We start from the raw sequence: 16,962 nt of genomic DNA on the forward strand, positions 1-16,962 counted from the left end.
TCACAGCGAGAGCATCGCCAGGGGCGCGTCCCGGGTGACCTCCCGGACGCGTCGCGGGGTCAGGCCGGCCCGTTCGAACCACTCGGCGCTCCGGGTCAGCCAGTCGGTGATGTCCGGCTGGGACGGCTGGCCCAGGTCGGAGCTGTAGACGACCCTCGGCAGCAGGGTCAGGACGTCGGCGAGATCGCTCCAGGGCTGGTAGCCGAGGAGGTGGGTCAGGGCGGTCTGTTCGGTGAAGACCTGTTCCGCGCCGACGAGGTCGGCGAGGTCCTTGCACGTCAGCCCGGTCATGGGGTTGGCGGGCTGGTTGAGCATCAGGCGGGGCAGGTCGAGCCTCACCGCCTCCTCGATCAGCAACCGCACCTCGTGGCCGTCGGCGTGTCCGGTGGAGACGACCACGGGGAGGTCCCGGGCGGCGCGCAGGAGTTCACGGACGTCGGGGCGGAGCCTGCCGCTGTCGTCGGTGACGGTGAGCGGACGCTGGCCGTCGGCGAGCAGGGGGTGGGAGGGCGTGCGGGTCAGGCGGCTGCGGTGCGACCGGCCGGTGACGGTGGGCAGGTGGACGATCAGCCGCAGGCCGCTGTCCTCGCCGTGCTGGACGACGGCCTGTTCCACCGCCCGCGGGTCGAAGCCGCCGGCCAGGTCGTTGAGGACGATCGAACCCGAGACCGGCAGACCCTGCTGCCGGGCCTCCCACGCCTGAGCGGCGGTGGAGCCCAGGTGGTTCTTGAGGACCACCCAGCCGCCGTGCTCGGCGTAGGCCGCGGCCGCGGTCGTCGCGGTGCGGCGGCGCACATACGCGTCGGGGCCGCAGTGGTAGTGGACGTCGATGAAGCGGGCGGTCCGCGCGCCGCCGTCAGCGGCCGTCACGGCGGCCCCCGTCCTCGTCCTCCCACGGGCGCGCGTAGCCGAAGCGGGCGCGTGCCCCGTCGAGCCGGCCGCCGTCGAGCACGGCGGCGCGGATGCGTGCCTCGGTGCGGTCGACCGCCTCGGCGCGACGCAGGACTTCCGCGGCTAGCGCGGCGGGCACGCGCAGCGCGCCGTTGTCGTCGGCGACGATCCAGTCCCCGGGGTCGACCGTGGTGCCCCCGATGTCCACGCTCACCCCGGTCCGGTCCAGGACGACCCGGTTCTTGCCGCTGACCATGGTGACGCCGGTGCTGAACAGGGGGTAGCCGGCGGCGCGGCTCTCCGCCACGTCGCGCACCGAGCCGTGGACGACGGTGCCCGAGACGCCGCGGTGCAGGGCGACGGAGCTGAGCAGGGAGCCCCAGTTGGTGCAGGTGAGGCTGCCGCCGTTGTCCACGACGACGACGGAGCCGGCCGGCACCTCGTCGATGTAGTCGGCCGCGTTGCGAAAGCCCCGGGCGTCGGGGTCCAGGGGGCGGTAGCGGACGGTGAAGGCCGGACCGCAGGCGAGGGTGCCCGGCGTGCGCGGGCGGATGCCCGGCAGGACGCACGGCGGGGTGCGCAGGCTGTCCATGGCGTCGGAGAGGGCGGCGGTGTCCAGCCGCGCCAGCCTCCGGCGCAGCTCGCCGGTGTCGCCGGAAGGGGCGGTGGCGGTGGTCATGCGGGGTCCTCCGGGTGGGGGTGGCCGGTGAGGTGCCGGGTGAGGGTCCAGGCGGCGTACTGGGCGGCGTAGGCGGTGACTTCGGCGCCCCGGTTGGGGACGGTCAGGGTGTGCGTCCGCTCGTCCGTCCCCTCGCGCACCGCGCAGTTCAGGGCGACGGTGCCGGTGTAGGTGGTCCGGTCCCCGCCCTCCCACCGGCCGGACAGGGTGACCCGCAGGGAGCGCGAGCAGTCGCCGGTGCCGCGGGCGCGGGCCAGTTCGGCGGCGAAGAGGCCGTCGGTGAGCCGGTCGTCCACGTCCAGGGCGACGCCGTGCTCGTCCAGCACGGCCGCCAGCTCTTGGACGGCGGTGCGGTCGCGGTCGGTGACGACGTGACGGGCCAGGGTGGCGTCGAGGCGCCGCGCGAGGTCCGCGGCGTCCTCGGGCGGGCAGGTGACGCGGATGTCGACGTAGGGGTAGTGCCAGCGGTAGGCGGTCCTGGCCGGGCCGCCGTACTCCTTGACCAGGGCGTCGACCAGGGCGGCCGCGTCCGCCTCGATGACGCCGAGGGTGCGGCGGAAGAGGGTGGTGGTCTCGGGCGGACGGGGGATGTGGGGCAGGCCGTCGCGCAGCGACTCCTCCAGCATGGGCAGGCATTCGCGCGGCGGGCCGGGGAGCATGAGGACGGTGCTGCCCCGGGACTCGGCGCGGCAGCCCCACGCGGTGCCGCCGGAATTGGGCAGCAGTTCGGCGCCCTCGGCGAACAGCGCCTGGCGGCGGTTGTCGTCGTGCACGGCGACGCCGAAGCGGGTCAGGCGGGCCACGACGGCCTGCCAGGCCTCCTCCCGGTGTTCCAGCGGCCGGCCGAGCGCCCGGGCCACGGCGCCGCGGGTCACGTCGTCGGAGGTGGGGCCGAGTCCGCCCATGACCACGACGACGTCGTCCCGGCCCAGGCAGAAGCGGACCGCGTCGGCGATGCCGGCCTCGTCGTCGCCCACGGTGTGCCGGGCGCGGACCGGGATGCCGCGTTCGGCCAGCATGCGGGAGGCGTGGCCCGCGTTGGAGTCCTCCAGGTCGCCGCGCAGCAGTTCGTCGCCGACGGTGACGACGGCTGCGGTGGGGGCCTGCGGGAGGGCGCGGCAGGCGTCGACGACCGCCTCGGCCGCCTCGGCGGTGGTGGCCGAGCCGCCCAGGTCGTAGGTGACCCGGTCGCGCCTGCGGGTGACGTGCCGTACGGCGTCCTTGACCGCGCCCGCCTCCTCGGTGAACCCGAGGTGGTCGAGCATCAGCCCGATGGTGAGGAACGCGGCCGTGGGGTTGGCGCGCTGCCGGCCCGCCAGGGCGGGGGCGCTGCCGTGCACCGGTTCGAAGTAGTTGCCGCTCTCGCCGATGTTGGCGCTGGGCGCCAGACCGAGTCCGCCCATGACGCCGCCGCCGAGGTCGGAGAGGATGTCGCCGAACATGTTCTCGGCGACGATCACGCCGAACCGCTCCGGGCGCCGGGTCATCCACAGGGCGACCGCGTCCACGTTGAGCACCTCGTACGGGATCTCCGGGTAGTCGCCGGCGACGCGTTCGAGGCGGTCCAGGACGTACGCGCTGGAGTCGCGCAGGACGTTGGGCTTGTCGGCGAGGGTGACCCGCTCGTAGCCGTGGGTCCGGGCGGTCTCGAAGGCGAACCGCAGGATGCGGTCCAGGCCGTGCGCGGTCTGGAGGCGGACGGAGGCGGCCGCCCCGGCGCGGGTGGAGCGGCGGACGTTGGGGTGGTCGGCGACCAGCGGCCACAGCGCGTCGGGCACGGGGCTGAAGTCCAGTCCCGCGTACAGGCCCTCGGTGTTCTCCCGCACCACGCAGTAGCGGTACGGGGTGGTGCCGCCGAGGTAGTTCTCCACCGGGCGCAGGTTGGCGAACAGGTCCAGGCAGCGGCGGAGTTGGATGATCGGCGAGATGTACCGCGGGGCGCTCGCGCGCAGTTCGGGGGCGAGTTCCGCCAGTGCCTCGCCGCGCGGTTTGGTGGTGGTGGCGCCGAGCAGTACGGCGTCGCTGCGGTCGATCAGGTCCCAGGTGCGGTCCGGGACGGGGTTGCCCTCGGCGCGCCAGCACTCCCAGCCGATGTCGCCGAATTCGAGGTCGAGGGGGAGGTCGAGGGCGTCGATCACCGGCAACGCGGCGTCCAGCACCTCCGGTCCGATTCCGTCGCCGGGGAGGACGGCGACGGTCTTGCGGTTCATGTGAGTTCAGCTCCCAGGAAGCGGGTGAGGGTGTGCCGGACGAGGTCCGGCCGGTCGGCGTGCGGGCGCATCCCGGCCCGCGGTACGGCGACGAGACGGTGGTGCGGCAGCGGTCCCGTCGCCAGGTGTTCGCGTCCGACGAGCCGGGACCGTTCGCCGTACACGTGCAGCAGCGGCCCGGGGAAGTCCCGTACCGGGTGCCGGGCGTCGGCGTCGTGCAGCAGGCGCAGTCCGGCGGCCAGCCGGCGGGCCGCCGGTTCGCCGGCCGCGGTGGGGCGGGCGGAGGCCGTCGGGGCGGGGGCGTCCGGCGCGGTGGGGCGCCGGTGTGCGGCGCCGGCCGGCCCGTCGGGTCCGCGCACCACGTCCTCCAGCAGGCGGGTGGCCGCCGGCAGGCCCTCGGCGTCGGCCGTCGCGGCGATGCGTTCGAGTGTGGTGTTCAGCCGGTGGTCGGCGACCGTGGGCCCGGAGAGCAGCAGCACTTTGGCCCGGTGGGTCCACTCCTCGCCGAGCATGCCCTGGACGACGGCGCCGCCCAGGGCGTTGCCGACCAGGACGTCCGGGGGCGCGTGCCGCGACGGACCGTGCGCGCCGGGTGCCGGGCCCGGGTCCTTGCGCGGTGCGAGGTACCGGGCCCAGCGGTGCACGAGGCTCCCCAGGTCGTCGCCGTCGCGCAGCAGGGACAGGGTGTCGTGGATCGTGACCCGGTGGCCCGAGTCGAGGAACGGGCCGGCGATCCGCCGGAAGAACGCGCCGTGGTCCCACCGGGCGAGGACGGGGGCGAGGACGATCGCGTGGCGCGGGGCGCAGGCCGGGCCCAGCACGGCGTGGGCCGGGACCGGCGCCGTGTCGTGCGTGGGCTCGGACGGTGGGCCGGGCGGGGTCACCGGGCGCCTGTGGCGGTGAGTTCGCGGGCCGCCGAGAAGGCGTCCGAGATATGGCCCTGGGGGAGCTTGGCCCGCTCCTCGACGGACAGGTCGAAGTGGCCCAGGACCAGGTCGGGCAGGGGCAGGGAGGGTGCGGCTTCCGCGAACTCGCCCTCCATGCGGTGGGCGAGGGCGAGGATCCGGCCCAGGTCGAGGCCCTCGGTGCTCCCGTGCCGGCCGAGGTAGGCCAGCCACTGTTCGGTGACGAGGTTGCCCGGCCCCTTGCCCATGCCCAGGACGGAGGAGTCGATCCACGTCGCCCCCGCTTCCACGGCGGCGATGGCGTTGGCCAGGGCCAGTCCGAGATTGTTGTGGGCGTGCAGGCCGATGGCAGCGTCGGTCACGGAGCGGACCAGGGTGACCAGCCGGGAGACCTCGCGCGGCAGCATGCTGCCGTTGGAGTCGGCCAGGTAGACGACGTCGGCGCCCGAGTCGCCCGACATGGCCGCCAGTTCGGCCAGGCGGCGGCCGTCGAGCTGGCTGACGCGGGTGATGTTGACGGTGGTGGTGAACCCGAGGTCCACGGCCCGGGCGAGCAGGGCGAGTCCGGCCTCGGGCGCGCCGGAGGGCAGGCAGAAGCGCACCATGCGCGCGCCCGCCTCGTACATGCGCGGCAGGTCGTCCTCGGTGATGTTCTTCGGGTGCACGATCATGCACAGGTGCTCCGGCGGGACGACCTCGGCGAGGGCGCGTATGTAGTCGTCCGCGCCCAGTCCGGTCCGGCCGATGTCCGGCCGCGGCTTGAACGAGCCGTTGCGGTAGCCGATCTCGATCCACTCCATGCCGGCCGCGACGCTCTCCCGGACGTGGTGGCGTGCGTAGTCGAGCGGGAAGTCGAAGTTGTTGCGGTAGCCGCCGTCGCGCAACGTCACATCAAGATTGATGACCATTTCTACCCCTCCATGAATGGTGCATGCAGGCAGGCGGGGCGACGGTCCGCGCGGCTTTCCGCGCGGACCGACAAAGAATTGGGAAACTGTTCATTCTGTTGCGGGGGCTCCCGATGGACCCGCTCCGCATCACCCCGTTGATAAACCGCGAAGAACTTCGGCATTCAACCAGCTTCGTACTGAAGGAAGTTCTTCGACACGGGACACGCTATCCCACGATGCGAGCAGGACTTTAATGCACAGGTAAAGAATCAGACGGAGGGTTCTTTACCCGCGGACTTCTCACGCACGCGTGCACTGGTTTCGGTCAGCAGTCTCAGCCGTTCGGGATCCGCGTCCGCCCGCAGGGCCAGGGACATGCGAATGGCGACGGGCTCGCCGTCGATGGGCAGCACCGCCACGCGGCGCGAGGAGACGGTGCCGGCCGCCGCCGGGTACATCGGAATCCAGCCGGCCGCCCCCGCGCCGATCTCGGCGAGGCTCTCCTGAAGACCGGTCGAGGGCGGACCAAGGGCGGGCTCGAAACCCGCCTTGCGGCAGGCGAGGACCACCGTGTCGAAGAGCACGGGGTTCTCGGCCCGGGGGGCGATGCGCAGCGGCAGGCGGGCCAGGTCGGCCAGGCGCAGCCGGTCGCGGCCGGCCAACTCGTGCGCGGCCGGCAGCGCCACCACGAGCGGGTCCTGCCAGAGGCTGAGAAGCAGCAGGCCAGGGGCGCTTTCGAGGCCGCGGACGAAGGCCGCGTCGAGGCGTCCGGCACGCACCTCTTCCAGCCGGGTGTGGGCGTCCAGGGTCTGGAACTCGAAACGGGTCCCGGCGCCCCGGTCGGGCAGCGCGTCCAGGAAGTCGTCGAGCCGCTGCCCGAGGGCGGAGCTGATGCCGACGCGGAAGGTGGCGTCGCCCTGGGCGGCCAGGCGTCGGGCCGTCGCCGCGAAGGAGTCCATCGCCCTGAGCACCTCACGGCCCTCGGGCAGCAGCGCCCGGCCGGCGGGGGTGAGGGTGACGGTGCGGCCGGAACGGTCGAAGAGCTCGGCGCTCAGCTCGCGCTCCAGGCGGCGGACCTGCTGGCTGACCGCCGGCTGGCCGATATGCAGACGTTCGGCCGCGCGGCCGAAATGCAGGTCTTCGGCGACCGCCACGAAGTATTGAATCTGACGCAGTTCCACGGTGTCCCCCTCGGCGGCCGGCGACCCCTTTACGGAATATGCCGAACACAGGCGGGTGGGGGCGCCGCGAGGGAAATCCTCGCATACCGCGGAGCGGCACCTCCCCCAGGAGGGCCGCTCACGGCGGAGCGCGACACGACGGGTTCTTCGGTGACGGTTCGGTGAGGATTTCGCCGAGGCCGCGACGGAACCGGTCCGGTCCTTTTACTCGGCGACGGCCTCCTGAACCTCCTTGGGACGCCCGCCCGCGTCGGTCGCCACGGTCGCGGCGGTCTCGGCGGTCTCGGCGGTCTCGGCGGTCTCGGCGGCCGCGACGGGCGCGGCGTCGTCGGACCCGGGGCTCCCGGTCGCGCGTCGCCGGGCCGCGAGCCACAGGAAGAGGGCGAACAGGACGACGCCCACCGCCGACGCGGCCAGCACGAACCAGCCCAGCGCGAGGAGGTCACCGGCGGGCAGCCTGCTGGTCAGGTAGATGCCGAGCGAGGCGCCGAGCAGTTGCAGCGCGCCCATCAGCCCGGACGCCGAGCCGGCCGTCGTACGGAAGGCCGTCACCCCGGCGCTCATCGACAGCGGCAGCAGGAAGCCGTTGCCGAAGGTCATCACCGGCATGAAGACCAGCACCAGCAGGCCCCAGCGCCCGCCCGCGCCGCTCAGTCCCAGCCCGAGCATCAACAGCGCGCCGGCCAGGAAGAACCCGTGGCCGACCCACAGCAGTTCGTCGATGCGCCGCCTGCGGACCAGGGAGCGCGAGGTCAGGTTCCCCGCCACGTAGGCGACGGAGACGGTGATGTAGCAGTAACTGGTCGTCTCGGTCGCCAGGCCCATCTTCTGGAAGACCAGCGGCGAGGCGGCCAGGTAGCCGAAGTAACCGCCGTAGGCGACGGCGAGGTTGACGGTGTAGGCCCAGAACCGCGGGCGGGTCAGCAGGCCGGGATAGCCCTTGAGCGTGGCCCCAAGGTGCTTGCTGCGCCGCTGCGGCGGCAGGCTCTCCGGGATGCGCGCGACCATCACGACCAGCGTCGTCAGCCCGATCAGCGCGGTCGCCGCGAACGGCGCCCGCCAGGAGACGTACGAGGTCAGATAGCCGCCGATCAACGGCGCGACGGACGGGGAGACGCCCACGATCGGCATGACGGTGGCGAAGGTCCTGGCGGCCTCCTTCTCCTCGTACAGGTCGCTGATCACGGCCCGTCCGAGCACCATGCCGGCCCCGGCGCCGAGCGCCTGGAGCAGTCGTCCCGCACCGAAGACCTCGATGGTGGGGGCCGCCGCGCAGAGCAGGGAGGCGGCGACGAACAGGCCGAGCCCGAAGACGATGACCGGTTTGCGCCCGTACGCGTCCGAGATCGGGCCGTAGACCGCCTGCGAGACGGCGATGCCGATCATGAACGCGCTGAACGTCCACTGCACGGACGCGACCGGGGCGTCGAAGGCCTGCGCGGTGTCGGGCACGCCGGGCAGGTTGATGTCGGAGGCGAACAGACCACCGGCGTTCAGCGAGCACAGCACGGCCAGCAGCAGGGCGTAGGACGTCCGCGCGGGTCTCGGTACCGGTGTCGATGCGGTTCTCATGGCGACTCTCTGCGAATGAGGATGCCGTTCCCGGCCGGGAACGAGGGGGACGGTTCCCGGCGGGAACGGCGGCTGCGGACCGTCAGCTCCTGGCGGCGCGGGCGGCGAGGGTCTCCCCGCCGATCGACCAGCTGTCGGTGGCGATCTCCTGCACCGTCACCCACACGCTCTCCGGCTTGCTGCCGGTGGCGCCCACATAGGCGTCGGTCAGGGCGCGCACCAGCTCGCTCTTCTGCTCGGGGGTCCTGCCGGGGGTCTGCTGCACGTGGATCAGGGGCATGACGTGCTCCGGGGCTCGTTCTGGACTGCGGACACAACGGCGTACGCCCCGGCGCCGTGGGCCGGGGAGTCGCTGTATTCCCAGTCCAGCACCGGGCGCGGGGCCGTCCAAGACGCAGTCCGCTCTGGCCACGATCACGAATCGTGATGAGACGCCGCTCCGGGACCGGCGGACGCGGCCCCGTGTTCCGGCCGACGGTCAGGCCGGCTGCAGCTCCTCGGCGGCGCGCCAGGCGTGGTCGGCGAAGCGGGCGGCCTGGGGGTGGGCGCCGTGCGAGGGATAGGTGAGGTAGGCGGGCACGGTGGGTGCGCCGGTCAGCGGCATGATGCGCACGGAGGGGTGCGTGTAGCGGCGGGCGGCGGAGACGGGTGCGGTGCCCACGCCCAGGCCCACGGCGACCTGCTCCAGCCATTCGTCGAAGTTGCGGCACTCGGAGCCGACCACGGGCCGGCTGCCGGCGGGCCACATGTCGGGGAAGGTGGTGCCGCTGACGATGTTGACGATCAGCGGCAGCCCGGCCAGCTCCGCCCAGTCGAGTTCGCTGCGCTCGGCCAGCTTCCAGCCGGCCGGGACGGCCGCGCTGCGCGGCTCCTCGTAGAGGAGGACACCCCGCAGCCCCTTCGGCAGGGGCGTGCTGCGCAGCAGGGCCACGTCCGCCCGGCCGGTGTCGAGTCCGGCCCGGGGGGTGTCGCAGCGGATGAACTCGACCCCGGTGCCGGTCGCTTCCGTGAACCGGGCGGCCAGCCGCGACAGGCCCTCGGGCAGTCCCCAGCTGAAGCCGACGCGCAGTCTGTCCCCGTTGCGCAGGTCGGTCAGCGCGGAGTCGAGTTGGCGCAGGAGCGGGACGACGGCTTCCCGCAAAGCCTCTCCTTTGCCGGTGAGTTCCGTTCTGCGGGTGGTGCGCTCGAAAAGCCGCACGCCCAAAGACTCCTCAAGTGTCCTGATATTGCGTGTCAGGGTCGGCTGGGCGAGATGCAACCGGTGTGCGGCGGCCGTGAAACCCCCCTCCTCGGCAACGGCCAGGAAGCAACGGAGGTGACGCAGTTCGACATTCATTCGTTGAGCGTATAGGTGGTTCGGTAACGTCATTTCTCCCACACCTTGCGCGGCGTCTAGTCTTCGTGGTGCCGCCGGGCGGACCGTGCTCCCGACGGCAACGGGGTTACTGTGCAGCGATATTGACGCGCACCGTCAATCGGCTTGGCGCAAAGATCGACCAAAGGGCGAGCAAAGGCGCCGGCTTCCGGCTGTCCCGCGGACGCGATGTCCGCCACCCCCGATGGTTATTCCCTCAACTATTTCCGTTCGGCTTCCCGGCGCATTGCCGGGGCCTCGGCCGCGCCACCGGGTTCCGGCACGGCGCCCCGTCCGTTCCCCCTGCCCGAATGCCCGATCCGCCACCGTAAACACTGAGAAGGATTGTGCTGTGCCGGTCATCACCATGCGCAACGGTCCCTTGGAACACGTCGTCATCGACGGCGATCCCGACCTCTCCCCCCTGGTCTTTCTGCACGGCGGACTCGGCTGCCTCGCGGCCTGGGGACGATTCCCCGCCCGGCTCGCCGCCGCCACCGGACGGCGCGCCCTCGTCTACTCCCGCCACGGCCACGGCGGCAGCGGACCCGACCCGCTCCCCCGCACCGTCCGCTACATGCACGAGCACGCCCACGAGGTGCTGCCGGAACTGCTCGACGCGCTGGGCATGCGCCGCCCCGTCCTGGTCGGCCACAGCGACGGCGCCTCCATGGCGCTGCTGCACGCGTCGGCGCACCCGGTCCGGGCGGTCGTCGGGATGGGCCCGCACCTGTACTTCGAGGAGGAGAACCGCCGGGGCATCGAGAACGCCCGCGCCTCCTACGCGGCGGGTCCGCTCGCGCGGAAGCTGGCCATGGTGCACGACGACCCCCGAGGGGTGTTCGACCGCTGGAGCGGGGTCTGGCTCTCGCCCGCCTTCCGCGACTGGTCCATCGAGGACGAACTCGACGTCACCGCACCGGTGCTGGCGATCCAGGGCGACGCGGACGAGTACGGCACGCTGGCCCAGGTCGACGCGGTCGAACGCGCGGTGGACGGCCCGTTCGCGCGCCTGGTCCCCGAAGGCTGCGACCACTACCCCCATCTGGTCCGGCCCGGACTCGTCGTCGACGCCGTCCGCGCGTTCCTCGCCGACCCAGCCGCCCCCTCGGCGCACACCGCGCACACCGACCGGATACCGTCCGCGGGAGCCGGCCGGTGACCGCGACGACCGCCCCCCGCCTCGACGCCCTGCTGACCCGCGCCGCGCGCGACCACCCCGGGCGCACCGCCCTGGAGGGCGCCGGCGAGAGCTGGACGTACGCCCGGCTGGAGCGGGCCGTCGACGCGCTGGCCGCCCGGCTGTCCGCCAGCGGCGTCGCCCCCGGCGACCGGATCGGCGTCCACGCGCCCAAGTCCCCCGCCACCGTCGTCGCCCTGTACGCGGTGCTGCGGGCCGGGGCGGTGGCCGCACCGCTGGACACCGCGGACCCGCCGGAGCGGACCGCCCGGATGATCCGCAACGCGGGTCTGTCGGCGCTGCTGACCGTCGACCGCACCCTGACCGGGGCCCGCCGGGCCGTCGCCCGCGCCCGCGACGGCCGCCCCCGCGACGACGCGCCGGCCACCGCGGAGGCCCTCGACCACGGCCTGCACCTGCTGCGTTGCCTCGGCCCCGACGAGCGGCCCGCGCCACTGCCACCGCCGGCCGACCGGGGCGGCTACATCCTGTTCACCTCCGGCAGCACCGGCTGGCCCAAGGGCGTCCTGCTCTCGCACGAGAACGTCGCGCACTACGCGCTGTGGGCCGCGCGGGAGTTCGGGCTCACCCCGGAGGACCGGATCGGCTCGCAGGCCGCCCTCACCTTCGACCTGACCACCTTCGACCTGTTCAGCGCCGCCGCCGCGGGAGCCTGTACGGTCCTGATGCCGGACCCGCTGCGGGTCTTCCCGCGCGACGTCGTCGCGTGGCTGACCGAACAGCGCGTCACCGCCTTCATGGCCGTGCCGTCCCTCTACCACGCCATGCTCCAGCAGGGCGGTGTCGCGGACGCCCCGCCGGCCACCCTGCGGATCGCGGCCTTCGGCGGGGAGCCGTTCGCCCCCGAACTGCTCGAGCGGTACCTGAGGTTGTTCGCCGGGGTGCCGTTCTACAACCTGTACGGGCCCACCGAGACCAACGCCTGCACCTACTACCGGGTGCCGGCCGACTGGACGGCCGGCCGGGAACTGCCCATCGGCCGGGGTATCGGCGGCGTCCACGTCGACGTGCTCGACGACGAGGGCCGGCCCACGGACGGTGAGGGCGAGATCCACATCGCGGGACCCGTCGTCTTCCAGGGCTACCTGCGCGGCGGGGCGCCCGAGGACCCCACCGTCACCGCCGTCTTCCGCGACGGCGTCGCCCGCCGCGCCTACGCCAGCGGTGACCTCGGCCGGATGCGGCCCGACGGACAGGTGCTGCTGCGCGGCCGGCGCGACCACCAGGTCAAGCGGCGCGGCCACCGCATCGATCTGATGGACGTGGAACACGCCGTCCTGGAGCTTGCGCAGGTGGGCACCGCCGCCGTCGTCGCCCGGGAGGGCCCCCGCGGCCCGGACGGCTCCCGCACCGTCGAGATCTGGGCCTACGCGCAGACGGACGCCACCGAGCACGAGGTCCTGGCCGCGCTGCGCGCCGTACTGCCCAAGCGGATGCTGCCCGACCGCGTCGTACCGCTCACCACCCTGCCCACCACCACCAGCGGAAAGGTCGACCGCCGCGCCCTGAGCGGCACGGCCGGCCCCGCGCACCCGGAGGACGTCACCGTATGAACAGCGTCGAAGAACTCTGCGCCCTGATCGGCAGCCGCATCACCTGGGGCCCCGGCGAGGACGCGAGCTCCCTGACCGCCGACACCCCGCTCCTCGAAATGGGCCTGGTCGACTCGCTGGCGATCATGGAGATCGTCGCGGCGCTCGACAAGGAGGCCGGCGTCACCCTGCCCGACACCGAGATCGTCGCCGCCAACTTCCGCAGCCCCAAGGCGTTGTGGGCCGCGATCGAGAGCCTCGCCGTCGAGGGCCGCCCATGAGCGCGACGACCACCGCGGCGCTGCGCTCGTGCGCACCGGAGACCGAAGAGATCGTCGACGCCTACCGGGACCTGGCCGCGCCGGTGACGGAGCGGGCCGAGGACGCCGACTTCACCGCCCGGTGGCGGGCGATGGCCGACCTCGGTGTGCTCCGCCTCGCCCCGCCCGGGGCCACGACGCCCGGGCCGGTCACCCGCGCCCTCGCCATGATCGAGGGCATCGGGCTGGCGGGCGTCGACCCCGGCGTGTGCTACGCGCTGGCCTCCCAGGTCTTCGGGATGCAGTTCCCGCTGCGGGCCACGCTCCCGGCAGCGGCCTGGGACGCGGTCGCCGACGTCCAGGACGGCCGGACCCTGCTCTGCCACGCGCTGACCGAACGCGGGGGCGGCAGTGACCCGTTCTCCATGGAGACCCGGGCCGTGCGCGACGCCGACGGCTTCGTGCTCGACGGCGCGAAGACGTTCATCACCGCGGCGCCGGTGGCCGACCGGGCGATCGTCTTCGCCCGTACCGCCCCGGGGCGCTCACCGTTCGCGCTGTCCGCGTTCCTCATCCCCCTCGACCTCCCGGGGGTCCGGCACGGCGAGACCTTCGCCAAGACCGCGCTGCCGACCGTGCCGATGGGGGAGCTGATCTTCGAGGGCGCCCGGCTGCCCGCGGACGCGCTGCTCGGCGAGGAGGGCTCCGGGCTGGCGGTGATGGCCTCGACCACCGCCTGGGAGCGCTCCGTCGTCCTCGGGTACGCCCTCGGTCCGATGCACCGTCTGCTGACGCGCACCGTCGAGTGGGCGGCCGGACGGGACCACTTCGGCCGGCGCATGGGCGCCAGTCACCAGGTCGCCGCACGCGTCAGTGACATGGCCCTGGCGCTGCACCGCTCCCGCGTCCAGCTCTACGCGATGGCCGCCCGGCTCGACGCCGGCACACCCGCCCGGCAGCTGGCCGCCGAGGCCGCCCTCACCAAGATCTCCGTGTCGGAGGACTACGTGCGGATGACCGAGCACGCCACCGCGTTGTCCGGAGTCCGGGCCTTCCTGCCCGGCTTCGACCTCGCCGCGGACCTGTCGAGCCCCATGGCGGCCCTCACCTACGCCGGTCCGAACGACCTGCTGCGGGTGGCCGTGGCACGGCAACTCGGCCTGCCCGTCGAGAACTGACGGGACGACGGCCGACGGCCCCTCACCCGTCAACCGGCCGATCGACACCCCGACAACGGCCGGCCTCCGACCGGCCGGAAACCGACCGATCGAGACCCGGCCGGCCGACGACCCACCCACCGGCCCGGCACCGACCCCCAAGGACACCGATGACGCTGCCGACCCACTTCGACGACCTCCTCAAACTCGCCGCCGACACCGGCTCCGCGATCGCCCCGCTCGCCGCCGCCACCGACGCCGCGGACGACGACGGCCACGAGGCCTACCGCGTCCTGCGCGAGTCCGGGCTGCTCGCCCTGCTCGTGCCCCGGGAGGCCGGCGGCGCCGGTCTCGGCTTCGGCGACTACTGGCGGGTGCTGGCCGAACTCGGCGCGCACCACGGCGCCGCGGCCCTCGGCTTCAACATGCACCACGTCGTGATCGGCGCGCTCGCCGAAGCCGCCGGGACCCGGCTGTCCCCGGCCGCCGACGCCTTCCGGACCTGGATGCTGGGCGAGGTGGTGGACGGGCACAAGATGTTCGCCTCCGCCACCTCCGAGGCGGGCCGCGGCGCGAAGCTCCGCGGCATGCGGACCCGCTACCGCCGCTCCGGCGACGGCACGCACTACGTCCTGAACGGCAGGAAGGACTTCGTGTCCCTGGCCGGCGCCGCCGACTACTACGTCGTGGCCGCCGCCGACGGGGACGACGAGGAGAGCGCCGAGGTCTCGCACTTCGTCGTCGCCGCCGACGACCCGGGCGTCGGCTTCGGCCCCGTGCGGCACATGTCGGCGATGTACGGCACCAGCACCGCGCCGATGACGCTGGACGAGGTGGTGGTGCCCCGCTCCCGCCTCTACCTCGGCGTCGAGGGCATGTCCCTGTTCAAGGTGGTGCGCGAGCCGCACTGGATGTTCGCCGGCTACACCGGCGCCTACCTGGGCATGGCTCAGGCCCTCTACCGGCACACCGTGGACCGTGTCACCGCCGCCCCCGGCCGCGCCGACTCCCCCGTCGTGCAGCAGGAACTGGGCCGGATGTCCGCCCGTCTGCGGGCCGCCCGCGCCCTGGTCCACGAGGCCGGCGACCTGGTCACCGCGGAACGCGGCAGCCTGGAGGCCAACGCCATGGTGCACGCCGCCAAGTACGTCGTGGGCGAGACCGGACCGCTACTCGCCCGGGACGCGCTGCGGCTGTGCGGCTCGGCCGCCGTCAGCCGCGGTCACACGCTGGAACGGCTGATCCGCGAGGTCCAGTTCGCGCACGTGATGCCGGCCAAGCCGCACGAGTGCCTGGAGTACCTCGGCAAGGCCGCGACCGGCGTCAACCTCTACGACGCCCGGACCTTCTCGTGGTGACCCCCGCGAGCACCACCGCCTCGATGCCCGCCGCGCCCCGTGCCGGGGACGAACACGCCGTGCCGCACGACGCCTTCCGGGCCCTGATGGGCTCGCACCCCAGCGGTGTCGCCGTCGTCACCACGGCCGACGCGCGGGGCACACCGTACGGCTTCACCTGCACCGCGCTGTGCTCCGTCTCCCTCGATCCGCCGCAGTTGCTGGTGTGCGCGGCAGCCGGCGGAAGCACCCTGCCCGTCCTCGCGGCCCGCGGGGCCTTCGCCGTGAACCTGCTGCACGGCAGCGGGCGACGCGCCGCCCAGGCGTTCGCCGGTCCGGCCGCCGAGCGGTTCACCACCGTCCCCTGGCGGCCCGGGCACCTCACCGGGCTGCCGGTACTGCCGCAGGATTCCCACGCCACCGCCGAGTGCCGCGTCGCGCGGACGGTCCCGGCCGGCGACCACACCATCGTGATCGGCGAGGTCCTGCACACCGAGACCCACGTCCCGGCCGCCGAGGCCGCGCCCCTGCTGTACGGCATGCGCCGCTACGCGTCCTGGCCGGTCTGACCCGGCCGCACCGTCCCGTCCATCTCCCCGCCCCGTGAAGGAGCCCTCATGTACCGCACCCTGATGAAGTCGAAGATCCACCGCGCCACCGTCACCCAGGCCGACCTGCACTACGTCGGATCGGTCACCGTCGACTCCGACCTCATGCACGCCGCCGGCCTGCTCCCCGGCGAGAAGGTCGACATCGTCGACATCGACAACGGCGCCCGGCTGTCCACGTACGTCATCGAGGGCCCGGCCGGCACCGGCGTCCTCGGCATCAACGGAGCCGCGGCCCGGCTCATCAGCCCCGGCGACCTCGTCATCCTCATCGCCTACGCCGCCATGACCGACGAGGAGGCCGCCTCCTTCGTCCCCGACGTCGTGTTCGTCGACGAGCACAACGCCGTCGCGGGCCTGGGCTCGGACCCGGCCGAGGTGCCCGCGGGCTCGGGCCTCAAGCGCGGCGACCTCGTCGCCGAGGTGTCATGACCCTCGCCGTGGTCAGCGGCGGCACCCGCGGCATCGGACGGGCCCTGAGCCTCCGGCTCGCCGCCCTCGGCCACCGGGTGGTCGCCCTCTACCGCGGTGACGACGACGCCGCGCGGCGGACCGAGAAGGCCGGTGACGGCCGGATCGAGGCGCTGCGCTGCGACCTCGCCCGGCCGCAGGAGGTCCGGGCGGTCTGCGCGTCGCTCACCGCCCGCCACGGGGCACCCTCCGTGCTCGTCAACAACGCCGGTGTCAACCGCGACCGGCCGTTCCTGTCGATGACCGACCGGGACTGGGACACGGTCCTGGCCACCAACCTCTCCGGCCCCTTCCACCTGACCCGCGCCCTGGCCCCCGCGATGGTGCAGGCCGGCGGGGGCAGCATCGTCAACGTCGCCTCCACCACGGCGATCCGTCCCCGCGCCGACGGCGCCAACTACTGCGCGAGCAAGGCGGGCCTGCTCCAGCTCACCAAGTGCCTGGCCCTCGAACTCGCCCCGCACGTCCGGGTCAACGCCCTGCTGCCCGGGTTCACCGACACCGAGGAGGTGACCGAGCGCTACCGCCTGGACGACCCGGAACGGCTCGGCGCCGTCCTGGACACCATTCCGCGCGGCCGGCTCGGCACGGCCGAGGACATGGCCGACGCCCTGGAGTTCCTGGTGGGCGCGCGCAGCGGCTACGTCAGCGGACAGCAACTCGTCGTCGACGGCGGCCACTTCATGGGATGACCTCCGCATCGTCCCGTCCCCC

17 protein-coding genes are annotated in these 16,962 nt (G+C 73.5%); 8 read left to right on the plus strand and 9 right to left on the minus strand.

Going from position 1 to position 16,962, the window contains the following annotated elements:
- The 9 genes from D1J63_RS07270 to D1J63_RS07310 form a co-directional block, all read right to left on the minus strand.
- On the minus strand, positions 1–870 hold the full coding sequence (locus D1J63_RS07270; protein WP_125628235.1) for a DUF6282 family protein: 870 nt from the start codon (positions 868–870) through the stop codon (positions 1–3).
- Positions 857–1,570, minus strand: a complete 714-nt coding sequence (locus tag D1J63_RS07275) for an RraA family protein (protein WP_125628236.1) — start codon at positions 1,568–1,570, stop codon at positions 857–859. The genes D1J63_RS07270 and D1J63_RS07275 overlap by 14 nt, the downstream gene beginning before the upstream one ends.
- Positions 1,567–3,780, minus strand: coding sequence for an isocitrate/isopropylmalate family dehydrogenase (locus D1J63_RS07280; RefSeq protein WP_125628237.1), 2,214 nt, complete (start codon positions 3,778–3,780; stop codon positions 1,567–1,569). Before D1J63_RS07280 ends, D1J63_RS07275 begins: the two co-directional genes overlap by 4 nt.
- A complete protein-coding gene (locus tag D1J63_RS07285) occupies positions 3,777–4,664 on the minus strand; it encodes an alpha/beta hydrolase (RefSeq protein ID WP_125628238.1) in 888 nt (295 codons plus the stop codon). The genes D1J63_RS07280 and D1J63_RS07285 overlap by 4 nt, the downstream gene beginning before the upstream one ends.
- Positions 4,661–5,593 carry a 3-hydroxy-3-methylglutaryl-CoA lyase gene (locus tag D1J63_RS07290; RefSeq protein ID WP_125628239.1) on the minus strand — a complete coding sequence of 311 codons (933 nt, stop codon included), beginning with the start codon at positions 5,591–5,593 and terminating at the stop codon, positions 4,661–4,663. The genes D1J63_RS07285 and D1J63_RS07290 overlap by 4 nt, the downstream gene beginning before the upstream one ends.
- Before the next feature lie 251 nt (positions 5,594–5,844).
- Positions 5,845–6,756, minus strand: a complete 912-nt coding sequence (locus D1J63_RS07295; protein ID WP_125628240.1) for a LysR family transcriptional regulator — start codon at positions 6,754–6,756, stop codon at positions 5,845–5,847.
- Between the two features lie 204 nt (positions 6,757–6,960).
- On the minus strand, positions 6,961–8,328 hold the full coding sequence (locus D1J63_RS07300) for a multidrug effflux MFS transporter (RefSeq protein ID WP_125628241.1): 1,368 nt from the start codon (positions 8,326–8,328) through the stop codon (positions 6,961–6,963).
- 82 nt (positions 8,329–8,410) lie between these two features.
- Entirely contained in the window at positions 8,411–8,608 is a 198-nt protein-coding gene (locus D1J63_RS07305) for a 4-oxalocrotonate tautomerase family protein (RefSeq protein WP_125628242.1), read from the minus strand.
- Positions 8,609–8,806: 198 nt separating this feature from the next.
- Positions 8,807–9,697 carry a LysR family transcriptional regulator gene (locus D1J63_RS07310; protein ID WP_125628243.1) on the minus strand — a complete coding sequence of 297 codons (891 nt, stop codon included), beginning with the start codon at positions 9,695–9,697 and terminating at the stop codon, positions 8,807–8,809.
- Between the two features lie 337 nt (positions 9,698–10,034).
- Here D1J63_RS07310 and D1J63_RS07315 point away from each other — a divergent pair, with 337 nt between their 5' ends.
- The 8 genes from D1J63_RS07315 to D1J63_RS07350 all read left to right on the plus strand — a co-directional run bounded on the left by D1J63_RS07315 (position 10,035) and on the right by D1J63_RS07350 (position 16,940).
- Positions 10,035–10,844, plus strand: coding sequence for an alpha/beta hydrolase (locus D1J63_RS07315; protein ID WP_164712751.1), 810 nt, complete (start codon positions 10,035–10,037; stop codon positions 10,842–10,844).
- Positions 10,841–12,436 (plus strand): amino acid adenylation domain-containing protein, encoded by a 1,596-nt coding sequence (locus D1J63_RS07320; RefSeq protein ID WP_164712752.1) that lies wholly within the window; start codon positions 10,841–10,843, stop codon positions 12,434–12,436. The genes D1J63_RS07315 and D1J63_RS07320 overlap by 4 nt, the downstream gene beginning before the upstream one ends.
- A complete protein-coding gene (locus D1J63_RS07325; protein WP_087789116.1) occupies positions 12,433–12,696 on the plus strand; it encodes an acyl carrier protein in 264 nt (87 codons plus the stop codon). The genes D1J63_RS07320 and D1J63_RS07325 overlap by 4 nt, the downstream gene beginning before the upstream one ends.
- Positions 12,693–13,853, plus strand: a complete 1,161-nt coding sequence (locus D1J63_RS07330; RefSeq protein ID WP_125628245.1) for an acyl-CoA dehydrogenase — start codon at positions 12,693–12,695, stop codon at positions 13,851–13,853. The genes D1J63_RS07325 and D1J63_RS07330 overlap by 4 nt, the downstream gene beginning before the upstream one ends.
- Before the next feature lie 149 nt (positions 13,854–14,002).
- The gene (locus D1J63_RS07335) at positions 14,003–15,190 is read left to right on the plus strand and encodes an acyl-CoA dehydrogenase family protein (RefSeq protein ID WP_125628246.1); all 1,188 of its coding nucleotides are present in this window, start codon (positions 14,003–14,005) and stop codon (positions 15,188–15,190) included.
- A complete protein-coding gene (locus tag D1J63_RS07340) occupies positions 15,187–15,738 on the plus strand; it encodes a flavin reductase family protein (protein ID WP_125628247.1) in 552 nt (183 codons plus the stop codon). Before D1J63_RS07335 ends, D1J63_RS07340 begins: the two co-directional genes overlap by 4 nt.
- A gap of 48 nt (positions 15,739–15,786) precedes the next feature.
- Complete coding sequence (gene panD, locus D1J63_RS07345) at positions 15,787–16,209, plus strand: aspartate 1-decarboxylase (protein WP_087789120.1); 423 nt, start codon at positions 15,787–15,789, stop codon at positions 16,207–16,209.
- A complete protein-coding gene (locus D1J63_RS07350) occupies positions 16,206–16,940 on the plus strand; it encodes an SDR family oxidoreductase (RefSeq protein WP_125628248.1) in 735 nt (244 codons plus the stop codon). Before panD ends, D1J63_RS07350 begins: the two co-directional genes overlap by 4 nt.
- Positions 16,941–16,962 lie beyond the last annotated feature (22 nt).

The sequence above is a fragment of the Streptomyces sp. KPB2 genome, assembly GCF_003950055.1.
Classification (GTDB): Bacteria; Actinomycetota; Actinomycetes; order Streptomycetales; family Streptomycetaceae; genus Streptomyces; species Streptomyces salinarius.

Bases quoted from the DNA above. Each gene is read 5' to 3' on its own strand.
- D1J63_RS07330 (WP_125628245.1), top strand. From the start codon at position 12,693: ATGAGCGCGACGACCACCGCGGCGCTGCGCTCGTGCGCACCGGAGACC.
- D1J63_RS07335 (WP_125628246.1), top strand. From the start codon at position 14,003: ATGACGCTGCCGACCCACTTCGACGACCTCCTCAAACTCGCCGCCGAC.
- D1J63_RS07290 (WP_125628239.1), bottom strand. From the start codon at position 5,593: ATGGTCATCAATCTTGATGTGACGTTGCGCGACGGCGGCTACCGCAAC.
- D1J63_RS07300 (WP_125628241.1), bottom strand. From the start codon at position 8,328: ATGAGAACCGCATCGACACCGGTACCGAGACCCGCGCGGACGTCCTAC.
- D1J63_RS07325 (WP_087789116.1), top strand. From the start codon at position 12,433: ATGAACAGCGTCGAAGAACTCTGCGCCCTGATCGGCAGCCGCATCACC.
- D1J63_RS07280 (WP_125628237.1), bottom strand. From the start codon at position 3,780: ATGAACCGCAAGACCGTCGCCGTCCTCCCCGGCGACGGAATCGGACCG.
- D1J63_RS07350 (WP_125628248.1), top strand. From the start codon at position 16,206: ATGACCCTCGCCGTGGTCAGCGGCGGCACCCGCGGCATCGGACGGGCC.
- D1J63_RS07310 (WP_125628243.1), bottom strand. From the start codon at position 9,697: ATGACGTTACCGAACCACCTATACGCTCAACGAATGAATGTCGAACTG.
- D1J63_RS07305 (WP_125628242.1), bottom strand. From the start codon at position 8,608: ATGCCCCTGATCCACGTGCAGCAGACCCCCGGCAGGACCCCCGAGCAG.
- D1J63_RS07275 (WP_125628236.1), bottom strand. From the start codon at position 1,570: ATGACCACCGCCACCGCCCCTTCCGGCGACACCGGCGAGCTGCGCCGG.
- panD (WP_087789120.1), top strand. From the start codon at position 15,787: ATGTACCGCACCCTGATGAAGTCGAAGATCCACCGCGCCACCGTCACC.